Here is an 11,444-nt window from a genome sequence, read left to right on the forward strand (position 1 = left end):
GCCAATGATCTGTTCTTCGGAAAAACGCTTCTTCACGTCCAATCTCCTCGGGGTAGGGAATTGGACTCCAAACTAAGGCGCTACTCAAACTTGGGGGGACGTCGGAGCTTTCTTCACCTGGGCAGGCAGATGCTGCTCTCTCCTATCGAGTAAGGAGTGGAGCATGAAACAGTCACTGTTGGTCCTGTCCGTCGTCGCGGCGCTTGCGCTCGCTGGGTGCAAGCCGGATGCCGACAAGGAGGCCGCAGCGCCTGCCGCGTCCACCGAGCCGACGCCGACCGGTGGCGCGGCGACCCCGACCACGCCGCCTGTTGGCGAGACCAGCCCGGCACCGGAAGGCGCGGCACGCGCGAGTTCGGGAGACGACATCGCCCTTGGCTTGCTTGGGGCGGTGGACAACCACGAGATCACCGCAGCGAAGCAGGCGCAGGAAAAGAAGGTCACCGGCGCGGTGCTGGAGTACGCGAAGATGATGGAGAAAGAGCACACCGAGAACCTGGAAAAGACCAAGGCGCTGGGGACGCTGGCCGAAACCCCGGACGTCAAGAAGCTGGAGAGCAAGGGCGAGCAGGATCTGTCCACGCTGGGGCAGACGTCCGGCAAGGACTACGCTGCGGCCTACATCGACGCGATGATCGCCGGGCACAAGGACGCCCTGCAGCTGATCGAGATGCAGATGATGCCGGTGGCGTCGACCGAGCCGGTCAAGCAGCACCTGACCGAGACTAAGACGCACGTCGAGCAGCACCTGGCGAAGGCGGAAGAGATCAAGAAGGCGATGTGAGCGTGGGCGTGGCAGATCGCCGATCAGCCACGCCTGGTCTGCAAGCGGCGTTGGCGTCAGCCCCTGCTACAAACGTGACATCCCGTCACCCGAAGGACACAGTGCCCATCCACGGGTAGGTCTGGCCGGTGAGCGGCGATACGTTTCAGTGCAATGAGGACGGTATGGACGCTTGGTCTCGTTGGTTGTCTGAAGAACACTCCGAGATGCAGTTGCGCGCCTGGGTGGGGCGTTTGCGCGTGTTTCGGTTTGTCAGGGCGGCGGGTGGGCATGCCCATGACGGTGACCGCTTGCTTGCGGCGTTCGGCTATCCGTTGCTGCAGATGTTGGAGCAGGCTGATTCGGCGCCTAGGGATGGTCTGATCAACGCAGCCGGAAAACGAAACACGCCACATCCGCCGCGCTGAGGGCGCTCAAACCCCCGGTTTTTTGCCGTTTTCGGCANCGCTTGCTGTTGTACTCCGCGTCGCCGAAGGTCAGTTGCATCGTCATCGTCCTGGTGCCTCTGTGCGATTGTCGCAGGATCAGGGGGAGTTGTTCAGAGTTTCCCTAGCGGCAGCGATCAAGCGTCCTGACCCGCGTCTGCTCGGCAATGATCAGCCGTGATTCCATTTCGCTCAGCATGAAGATGGCGGGGACTTCCTTGTGTGGCGGTTTCGCCGAAGTGGTGATGATCCGCCAGGCCCAGGGAGTTTGCGCCAGCAGAGTGACCGCGGCAGGCCACAGTTGCTCGCCTTTGCCGGTCATGCGATTCCGCTCCACTGTAAGGGTGTGCTTGGGATCGGCCGCCTCCGGATCGCCGCATGCAACGCCGGCAGTGACCCATGTGCCAAGCACCGGCTCCGGGAAATTGGCCGTTGAGGGGTTCCGTTCGTAGCGCTCCCCCTGCGCGACTCGCGTCAGGCTGCCGCGCTTCCAGGTATAGGCCCAGGTGTAACGGCCCGGTGCAGGACAGCGCTCCGATCCGTCCGCATTGCGCAATTCCCGCTTGCAGATGGAAGACGGCCTCTGTACGACAAAGGTCACGTCGATGCGATTGCCGGAGATTGCCAGGTCCATCACTTCGCCAGGAATTTGCTCGGTTGCATCCGGGGTATAGCCGGTCTTGCGCGCCCTGATTTCCCACTGGTCCGCGCTAGCGCCAAGGGTGGGTGCCTTTCTGGGAATGAGTTTGCTGAGGACCGTGATGCCGTTGGGGCAATCTGCGGTGGATCCTGAGCAATAGGATGAGCCGAGGTAGACGATTTCATCAGCACCGTCCTGGTCCAGGTCGGCAACCTGCAGGAAACCCACAGAGTCCTCTTTCACAATGTCGTCGTTGACACTGAAGTCCTGCCAAAGCGTTGCAATTTCGTGTGCGCGCCTTGATTCCAGCTTGGGCTCCCTGGCTTGTGCAACCGCGGCGACGATCACAAACGCCATCGCGACATAGCTCCGCATCCGTGCGCTCCTTGCAGGGTGAGCGCTCAGCTTACTGCATCGCAAGGTACTCGGAACGCGAGAACGTCATGTGGCCGCGGCTGCTACGTCACGCTTGTTGGATTTTCGTCAATTCCACCGACACATGAAATTCGCAACGGGGGTGTTTGACTGCATGGGTCAAGAATCGTTGCGGAGTTGCGCATGACTGCAGTCACGGTAGGCAGGATCGTCCCGGTGTCGCGCGGGCAAGGGGTGATCCGGGCAAGTGTTGGACGGGTGCGCCGTACGGCTGCGCCAACGGCGTTGCAGCGCGGGGGACAGCGCATGGGGTCTTTCGTCACGGCGCGTTTGCGCGCCGTTGCCGGCTAGGGGGGGGCCATGCGGATCTGTGATCTCAATGACGCAACTGTGGCGTCCAGCGGGCTGGAGCAGCGCTGCACGGCTGCACGCGATGCCGGCTGCGACCATGTGGTGATGGCCGCGCCGTTCGCGCGCGATGCCGAAGGCCGGTTGATGGAGCCCACCGGCGGAGACGACGCGCACGCCGGGCGTCTGCGTGCGGCCGTGCAGGCCGCGCAGCAGGCCGGCGTGACCCTATTGATCGATGTGCGGCTGGACGAGGTGGGCGGTGCCAGCGCAGTGGTGCGCGACAATCCGCAGTGGTTTCGGGCGCGGAGTACGGCGGTGCCGGACCCGCGCCAGCCACGGGCCACGCCCGAGGTGGCCGAGGCACGCTTCAGCTATGCGCAGGAGGGTGCGGCCCTGGTGGAATGGTGGAGCGCACGGCTGCTGGAGTGGGCCGGGCAGGGCGTGGGTGGCTTCCGCCTGTTACAGCCGCAGCAGGTGCCGGCGCAGCGATGGCGCGAATTGATTGCGCGGGTGCATGCGCAGGCACCGGAGGTGGTGTTCGCCGCATGGACGCCGGGTCTGGGGCTGGACGCCTTGCAGCAGCTGTCCGGCGCCGGCTTCGATGCGGCATTCTCTTCGCTGGCCTGGTGGGATGGGCGCGGCAGTTGGTTCTTCGAAGAAGACATGGCATTGCGCGCACTGGCAGCGCAGGTCGTGGCGGTGCTGGATGCGCCCGACGGCATGCGTGCCACAGCGCCGGAACAGCACTGGCAGCTGGCCCAGGCGCTGGGCGGCGCCTGGTTACTGGACGAGACGCAGTTGCACGCCTTGCCGCAGTCCTTACGTAACGGCGACCGGCTGCCGGGTAGCAATGCCGGCATGCGGCTGCGCCCGCTGCTGCGTGAGCCCACCGGGCTCACCGCGGTGGCGGTCGAGCCGTTGGGTGGCTTGCCCTCCTTGTTATTGATCAATGGCGATACCCGTCGTGTGGTGCCGGTGCCGGCCTCTGATTTGCTGCGCTTGTTCGGCGATGCCGAAGCGCTGGTGGCCGAGGACGGCAGCACGCTCTCCGGCGCGACGCTGGAAGCATTGGAGCCAGGCGAGGTGCGGGTGTATCGCAGCGTGCCGGCACGGCATGTGCTGGCGGTGCCGCGCATGCGTCCGCGCGCGCAGACCGCCGGGACCTGGCCACGTGTCTGCATCGAGTCGGTAACGCCGTCGGTGGATAACGGCCGCTTCCCGGTCAAGCGCACCGTGGGCGACCGGATCTGCGTGGAGGCCGATGCGTTCTGCGACGGACACGACCGCATTGCGGTGGCAGTACTGTGGCGTGCCGCCGATGCCAAGAGCTGGGCCAGCGCACCGATGCGCGCATTGGGCAACGACCGCTGGCGCGCGGAGTTTCCGCTGGAGCGCATCGGCACCTACGAATTCCGCGTGGAAGGCTGGCGCGATGTCTTCGCCACGTTGCATGTGGATCTGGAGAAGAAGCGTGCCGCCGATACGGTGCTGCCGGTGGATGTGCAGGAAGCCATTGCGGTGGTCAAGGCGGCGCATGCGCGCAGCGAAGGCGGCCTGGCAGCGCAGCTGCAGGACATTCTTACCCGCATCGGCGCGCAGAGCGAGCCGTTGCAGCAACTGGCCATCGTGCTGGAGCCGCAGACCGCGCAGGCAATGGCGCTGGCCGACGACAAGCCGTTCCGCGCCGAGTATCCGGTCACCTTCCGGGTGGAATCGGAGCGCCGTGCGGCGCACTTCGCCAGTTGGTACGAATTGTTTCCGCGCTCGCAGAGCGGTGATGTCAACCGGCATGGCACGTTCGATGACGTCATCCAGCGCCTGCCGCATATCCGCGCCATGCACTTCGACGTGTTGTACATGCCGCCGATCCATCCGATTGGGGCGAAGAACCGCAAGGGCCGCAACAACTCGGTCACCGCCGTCGATGGTGAGCCCGGCAGTCCGTATGCGATCGGCGCAACCGACGGCGGGCATACCGAGGTGCATGCCGAACTCGGCGGGCTCGAAGGCTTCCGCAGGTTGATCCAGGCCGCACGTGCACATGGGCTGGAGGTGGCGCTGGATTTTGCGATCCAGTGTGCGCCGGATCACCCGTGGTTGAAGGACCACAAGGACTGGTTCACCTGGCGCGCAGATGGCTCGATTCCGTATGCGGAAAACCCGCCGAAGAAATACCAGGACATCGTCAACGTCGACTTCTACGCCAGCGGCGCGGTGCCGGATCTATGGAAGACGCTGCGCGACGCGGTGCTGTTCTGGGTCAACGAGGGCGTGACGCTGTTCCGTGTCGATAACCCGCACACCAAGCCGTTCCCGTTCTGGGAGTGGCTGATTGCCGATGTGCGCGGGCGCCGGCCGGATGTAGTGTTCCTGTCGGAGGCCTTCACCCGGCCGAAGATGATGTACCGCCTGGCCAAGTGCGGTTTCTCGCAGTCCTATACCTATTTCACCTGGCGCAACCACAAGCACGAGCTGCAGGCGTATGTGGAGGAATTGAACGAAGGCGTGCCGCGCGAATGCTTCCGCCCGCACTTTTTCGTCAACACGCCGGACATCAATCCGCTGTTCCTGCAGACCAGCGGACGCAACGGGCATCTGATCCGCGCCGCGCTGGCGACCACGCTATCGGGGCTATGGGGCATGTACCAGGGCTTCGAGCTGTGCGAGGCCACGCCGCTGGCGCCGGGCAAGGAAGAGTATCTGGACTCAGAGAAGTTCCAGCTGCGCGCCTGGCCGGAGCGTGCGCCCGGCGATATCGTCGCGGAGATCACCCGCTTCAACCAGCTGCGTCGCATGCATCCGGAGCTGCAGTCGCACCTGGGCACGCGTTTCTATCAGGCGCATAACGATCAGGTGCTGTACTTCGGCAAGTTCCTGGATGCCGGCTACCTGTCGCGTAGCCGCACGATGGTGCTGGTGGCGATCAATCTCGATCCGCATGCGGGGCAGGACGCGGACGTCGAAATCCCGCTATGGGAGCTGGGCCTGCCCGATCACGCCGGTGTGGCGGTGGAAGACCTGTGGGACGGCCATCGTTTTACGTTGCATGGCAAACACCAACACATCCGGTTAGAAGCGACGCGGCCGTTCGCGTTATGGCGCATCCGCGCAGGAGAGGTCGCATGAATGCAGTTCCCGCTTTACAGGCCGACGCGCAGCAGTCTGCCGTGGTCGCCGACCAGCGTTGGTACAAGGACGCGATCATCTATCAAGTGCACGTCAAGTCGTTCTTCGACTCCAATGACGATGGCATCGGCGACTTCCCGGGATTGATTTCCAAGCTGGACTACATCGCCGAACTCGGCGTGGACACCGTCTGGCTGCTGCCGTTCTACCCCAGCCCGCGCCGCGACGATGGCTACGACATTGCCGAATACATGGCGGTGCATCCGGATTACGGCAGCATCGAAGATTTCGAGCAGCTGGTGGCGCAGGCGCATGCGCGTGGCATCCGCATCGTCACCGAGCTGGTGATCAATCACACTTCCGATCAGCACCCCTGGTTTCAGCGTGCGCGCAACGCGCCGGCCGACTCGCCTGAGCGCGACTTCTACGTCTGGTCGGACACCGATCAAGAATACGAAGGTACGCGCATCATCTTCTGCGATACCGAAAAATCCAACTGGACCTGGGACCCGGTGGCCGGCCAATACTTCTGGCATCGGTTCTACTCGCATCAGCCGGATCTGAACTTCGACAACCCGGCAGTGCTGGAGGCGGTGCTGGAAGTGATGCGCTTCTGGCTGGACCGCGGTGTGGACGGCCTGCGCCTGGATGCGGTGCCGTACCTGATCGAGCGCTCTGGCACCTCCAACGAAAACCTGCCGGAAACCCACGCGATCCTGCGTAAGATCCGCGCCACCTTGGATGCCGAATACCCGGATCGCATGCTGCTGGCCGAAGCCAACATGTGGCCGGAAGATACCCAGCAGTACTTCGGCCAGAATGCCGACGAATGCCATATGGCGTTCCACTTCCCGCTGATGCCGCGCATGTACATGGCGATCGCGCGCGAAGACCGCTTCCCCATCACCGACATCATGCGTCAGACCCCGGAGATTCCGGAGAGCTGCCAGTGGGCGATCTTCCTGCGCAACCACGACGAGTTGACGTTGGAAATGGTCACCGATTCGGAGCGCGATTACCTGTGGCAGACCTACGCGGCCGATCGCCGGGCGCGTATCAACCTGGGCATCCGCCGGCGACTGGCGCCACTGCTGGAGCGCGACCGCCGCCGCATCGAGCTGATGACCTCTTTATTGCTCACCATGCCGGGCACGCCAGTGCTGTATTACGGCGATGAGATCGGCATGGGCGACAACATCCATCTGGGCGACCGCGATGGCGTGCGCACGCCGATGCAGTGGTCGATCGACCGCAATGGTGGCTTCTCGCGCGCCGATCCGGCGCAGCTGGTGCTGCCGCCGGTGATGGACCCGCTGTACGGCTTCCAGGCGGTCAATGTGGAAGCACAGATCCGCGACCAGCATTCGCTGCTGACCTGGACCCGCCGCGTGCTCAGCGTGCGCAAGCGCTACCAGGCGTTCGGCCGCGGCAGCCTGCGCTTTTTGTACCCGGGCAACCGCCGCATGCTGGCCTACTTGCGCTGCTATCAGGACGAAACCGTGCTGTGCGTGGCTAACCTGTCGCACACGTTGCAGGCAGTGGAGCTGGACCTGTCCGAGTTCGAAGGCCGCGTGCCGGTGGACATCATCGGCGGCGGCAGCTTCCCGCCGGTGGGCCGGCTGACCTATCTGCTCACCGTGCCGCCGTTCGGCTTCTATGCCTTCCAGCTGGTCAGCGAGGGCACCTTGCCGGATTGGCATGTGCCCAGCCCGGTGCCATTGCCGGACTACCGCACGCTGGTGCTGCGCAGCGATGTCGACGAAAGCGCTGCGCTACTGCCGCATCTGCCCACCTTGGAAGGCGAAATCCTGCCGGCCTGGTTGTCGGCGCGGCGCTGGTTTTCGGCCAAGGACCAGGCACTCAAGCACGTGCGCATCTCGCGCCGTACGCCGCTGCCGGGCGATGAGCCGATGAGCCTGCTGGAGCTGGCGGTAGAGCTGGAAGACGGCCGCCACGAGTGCTACATGCTGCCGGTGGGTATCGTGTGGGAGCGCGAGCACCCCAGCACGCTGGCCGAGCAGCTGGCATTGGCGCGCGTGCGCCAGGGCCGCGAGGTGGGCTATCTCACCGATGCGTTTGCGCTCAAGCCGATGGTGCGCGGGGTGATCGATGCCTTGCGCACCGATGCGACGCTGGACTTCTGCGATGGCGACGATGCTTCGCAGCAGGGCCAGGTGCGATTCGAAGCGACGCCGGCGCTGGCCAGGCTGGAGATCCCGGACGACCCGGACATCCGCTGGCTGTCGGCCGAACAGAGCAACAGCTCGCTGGTGGTGGCCGACAAGGCGGTGTTCAAGCTGCTGCGGCATGTGGCCACCGGCGCCAACCCGGAGATCGAGATCGGCCGTCGGCTCACCGAGATGGGCTATGCCAATGCTGCTCCCTTGCTGGGCAGTGTGAGCCGCATCGATGGCCAGGGCACCGTCACCACCATCGCGCTGTTGCAGGGCTTCATCCGCAACCAGGGCGATGCCTGGCGCTGGACGCTGGATCATCTGGCGCGCAGCTTCGACGAATACGCCACCGCGCAGACCGATGAGGCCCGCGCCGAAGCCATTGCCGGGTATGACGCGTTCGCCGCGGTGGTCGGCAAGCGCCTGGCCGAGTTGCATGAGGCGCTGTCGCGCGCCACCGACGATGCCGACTTCGCCCCGCAGCGCATCGACCTGCCCACCGCCAACGATGTGGTGGCGGGCGTGGCGCGGCAGGTGGAGGAGATGTGGGAAACCGTCAACGCCCGCCTGGCCGGCAGCGAGGAACCGGCCGAACGCGAAGCGCTGGACGCCATCCTGGCGCAACGTCCGCAGCTGGATTCGCTGCTTGCCCAGGCGCCGAGCGTGCTGGCCGATTCGCTGCTGACGCGCGTGCACGGCGACTTCCACCTGGGCCAGATCCTGGTGGCCTTCGACGATGTGGTGTTGATCGACTTCGAAGGCGAGCCGGCCAAGCCGCTGGCCGAGCGTCGCGCCAAGGCCAGCCCGCTGCGTGATGTGGCCGGCTTCCTGCGCTCGCTCGATTACGCCAGCGAAGTGTCGGCGCGTGGCGAGGAGGGCACGGCCGCACGCGCCGGGGTGGGCGTGGACACGCATCTGGACGAATTCCTGGTGCAGTTCCGCCGCCGCTCCACACGGGCCTTCCTGGACGCTTACCATGCCGTGCTCGACGCCAGCGCCCATCCGTGGATCGCGCCGGCGGCGTTCAATGCCGCCACCTTGCTGTTCCTGGTGGAGAAGGCTTGCTACGAAGTGCGCTATGAAGCTGCCAACCGTCCCGGCTGGTTGATGGTGCCGATCGAAGGGTTGCGACGCATCCTGCAACGCGCACGCGCCGGTGCAGGGGACACATGATGAGTGGAGTAATGACAGCAGTGAGTAATCGATGGGATCCCAGCGTCATCCGCGCCCTGGCCGAAGCGCGCCACGGCAATGCGTTCGCTGTCTTGGGCGCGCATCCGAGCGACAGCGGGCGCGTGTTGCGCACTTATCTGCCTGGTGCCGAACGCGTCAGTGCGGTGCTCGACGACGGCCAGGCGATCGCGCTGGAGGCCGGCCCGGAACCGGGCCTGTTTGCCGGCGACCTTCCGGCGCAGGGCGGCTACCGCCTGCGCATCGGCTGGCCCGGCGGCGAGCAGGACACCGCCGACCCGTACGCCTTCGGGCCGCAGCTCAGCGACTTCGACTTGCACCTGATCAGCGAGGGCCACCACCTGCAGCTGGCCGATGCCTTGGGTGCCAACGTGGTGGAGGTGAACGGCGTGCGTGGCACGCGCTTTGCGGTATGGGCGCCCAATGCCACGCGCGTGGCGGTGGTGGGCGACTTCAACAGTTGGGATGCGCGACGCCACCCGATGCGGCTGCGCCACCAGTCCGGCGTGTGGGAGCTGTTCGTGCCCGACGTCGGCCCCGGAGCACATTACAAATACCAGCTGCGTGGCCCGCATGGCCACGAGTTGCCGGCCAAGGCCGACCCGGTGGCGCGGCGCGCGGAACTGGCGCCGGGCACCGCCTCCATCGTCGCCGACCCCACGCCGTTCCAGTGGAGCGACGACGGCTGGATGACCACGCGCGCGCGCCGCCAGGCGCACGACGCGCCGATGAGCATCTACGAGATCCATGCCGGCTCCTGGCTGCGCGAAGAAGGCGTGGACCTGGACTGGGACGGCTTGGCCGACCGCCTGATTCCGTATGTCGCCGATATGGGCTTCACCCATGTGGAGCTGATGCCGGTCACCGAGCATCCATTCGGTGGCTCGTGGGGCTACCAGCCGCTAGGGCTGTTCGCGCCCACCGCGCGCTTCGGTTCGCCGGACGGCTTTGCCCGCTTTGTCGACCGCTGCCACCGCGAGGGCATCGGCGTGCTGGTGGATTGGGTGCCGGCGCACTTTCCTACCGACGCGCATGGGTTGGCGCATTTTGATGGCACCGCGCTGTACGAACACGCCGACCCGCGCGAGGGCTTCCATCGCGACTGGAATACGCTGATCTACAACCATGGCCGCCGTGAGGTATCCGGCTTTCTGATCGCCAGTGCAATGGAGTTTCTGCAGCGCTATCACGTGGACGGCCTGCGCGTGGATGCGGTGGCCTCGATGCTGTACCGCGACTATAGCCGCAATGCCGGCGAGTGGGTGCCCAACATCCACGGCGGGCGCGAGAACTACGAGACCATCGCCTTCCTGCGCCGGCTCAACGAGGTGGTGCGTGAGCACACCCCGGGTGCGGTGATGATTGCCGAGGAATCCACCGCGTTCCCCGGCGTCACTGCCGACGTGGCGCACGGCGGCCTGGGCTTCCACTACAAGTGGAACATGGGCTGGATGCACGACACCCTGCATTACGCGGCGCTGGACCCGATCTACCGCCGTTATCACCATGGCGAACTGACCTTCAGCATGGTCTACGCGTATTCGGAGCGCTTCGTGCTGCCGATCTCGCACGACGAAGTGGTGCACGGCAAGGGCTCGTTGCTCGGCCGCATGCCGGGCGACGATTGGCAGCGCTTTGCCAACCTGCGCGCCTACCTGGGTTACATGTTCACCCACCCGGGGCGCAAGCTGTTGTTCATGGGCTGCGAATTCGGCCAGCCCACCGAGTGGAACCACGACGGCGGCATCCCCTGGCATCTGCTCGACGACCCGCGCCATCGCGGCGTGCAGACCCTGGTGCGCGATCTGAACCGGATGTACGCCGAATATCCCGCATTGCACGCGCAGGACGACGACCCGGCCGGGTTTGCCTGGGTGGTCGGCGATGACGCGGCCAACAGCGTGGTCGCGTTCCTGCGCAAGGCAAAGCGCGGCGATGCGCCAGTGCTGGTGGTGATCAATTTCACCCCGGTGGTGCAGCACGGCTATCGTATCGGTGTGCCGCAGGGCGGCCAGTGGCGCGAAGTGTTCAATAGCGATGCCGGCCTCTACGGCGGCGCGAACCTGGGCAATGGCGGTATGGTGAGCGCCGAGCAGCAGTCCATGCATGGCCATGCGCAATCCCTGCCGTTGGTGTTGCCGCCGCTGGGCGTCATCGTGCTGACGCCGCAGGACTGATGCAGCACACACAGCGCCGGACCGCTGGTCCGGCGCTGTGGCACCTGTTAGATTGCGCGCCGTAGAGCGGCCAACACCTCGCTGCGCGCGCCCACCGGGCGGTGCGGCAGGGGTGCCACCCGCTACTTAGGCGGCCCGGGGAGGGCTGCCGGGCACAGCCGCCGCCATGCCTTCCGTCGACCGTGTGTACGGGAGTGTTGT

General features: G+C 65.4%; 6 protein-coding genes. 5 read left to right on the forward strand and 1 reads right to left on the reverse strand.

Annotated features, from left to right (window positions below):
- Positions 1 to 163: 163 nt before the first annotated feature.
- A complete protein-coding gene (locus XCSCFBP4642_RS0101925) occupies positions 164 to 784 on the forward strand; it encodes a DUF4142 domain-containing protein (RefSeq protein WP_029218295.1) in 621 nt (206 codons plus the stop codon).
- 164 nt (positions 785 to 948) lie between these two features.
- Positions 949 to 1,191: a hypothetical protein gene (locus XCSCFBP4642_RS23830; RefSeq protein WP_235048260.1), complete on the forward strand. Its 243-nt coding sequence runs from the start codon at positions 949 to 951 to the stop codon at positions 1,189 to 1,191.
- Positions 1,192 to 1,333: 142 nt separating this feature from the next.
- Here XCSCFBP4642_RS23830 and XCSCFBP4642_RS0101930 read toward each other — a convergent pair whose 3' ends face one another.
- Positions 1,334 to 2,224, reverse strand: a complete 891-nt coding sequence (locus tag XCSCFBP4642_RS0101930) for a hypothetical protein (RefSeq protein WP_029218296.1) — start codon at positions 2,222 to 2,224, stop codon at positions 1,334 to 1,336.
- 360 nt (positions 2,225 to 2,584) lie between these two features.
- Between XCSCFBP4642_RS0101930 and XCSCFBP4642_RS0101935 the strand changes: the two genes are divergently transcribed.
- The 3 genes from XCSCFBP4642_RS0101935 to glgB are packed head-to-tail and all read left to right on the forward strand — an operon-like array spanning position 2,585 to position 11,243.
- Entirely contained in the window at positions 2,585 to 5,701 is a 3,117-nt protein-coding gene (locus tag XCSCFBP4642_RS0101935; RefSeq protein WP_029218297.1) for an alpha-1,4-glucan--maltose-1-phosphate maltosyltransferase, read from the forward strand.
- Positions 5,698 to 9,048: a maltose alpha-D-glucosyltransferase gene (gene treS, locus XCSCFBP4642_RS0101940; protein WP_029218298.1), complete on the forward strand. Its 3,351-nt coding sequence runs from the start codon at positions 5,698 to 5,700 to the stop codon at positions 9,046 to 9,048. The genes XCSCFBP4642_RS0101935 and treS overlap by 4 nt, the downstream gene beginning before the upstream one ends.
- Before the next feature lie 11 nt (positions 9,049 to 9,059).
- Positions 9,060 to 11,243, forward strand: coding sequence for a 1,4-alpha-glucan branching protein GlgB (glgB, locus tag XCSCFBP4642_RS0101945; RefSeq protein WP_033897900.1), 2,184 nt, complete (start codon positions 9,060 to 9,062; stop codon positions 11,241 to 11,243).
- Positions 11,244 to 11,444: the final 201 nt, after the last annotated feature.

Source organism: Xanthomonas cassavae CFBP 4642 (assembly GCF_000454545.1).
In the GTDB taxonomy this organism is placed as follows: domain Bacteria; phylum Pseudomonadota; class Gammaproteobacteria; order Xanthomonadales; family Xanthomonadaceae; genus Xanthomonas; species Xanthomonas cassavae.

What these genes read in the sequence shown, in the direction of transcription:
- XCSCFBP4642_RS0101925 (WP_029218295.1), top strand. Translation starts at nt 164, where the DNA reads ATGAAACAGTCACTGTTGGTCCTGTCCGTCGTCGCGGCGCTTGCGCTC.
- XCSCFBP4642_RS23830 (WP_235048260.1), top strand. Translation starts at nt 949, where the DNA reads ATGGACGCTTGGTCTCGTTGGTTGTCTGAAGAACACTCCGAGATGCAG.
- XCSCFBP4642_RS0101930 (WP_029218296.1), bottom strand. Translation starts at nt 2,224, where the DNA reads ATGCGGAGCTATGTCGCGATGGCGTTTGTGATCGTCGCCGCGGTTGCA.
- XCSCFBP4642_RS0101935 (WP_029218297.1), top strand. Translation starts at nt 2,585, where the DNA reads ATGCGGATCTGTGATCTCAATGACGCAACTGTGGCGTCCAGCGGGCTG.
- treS (WP_029218298.1), top strand. Translation starts at nt 5,698, where the DNA reads ATGAATGCAGTTCCCGCTTTACAGGCCGACGCGCAGCAGTCTGCCGTG.
- glgB (WP_033897900.1), top strand. Translation starts at nt 9,060, where the DNA reads ATGACAGCAGTGAGTAATCGATGGGATCCCAGCGTCATCCGCGCCCTG.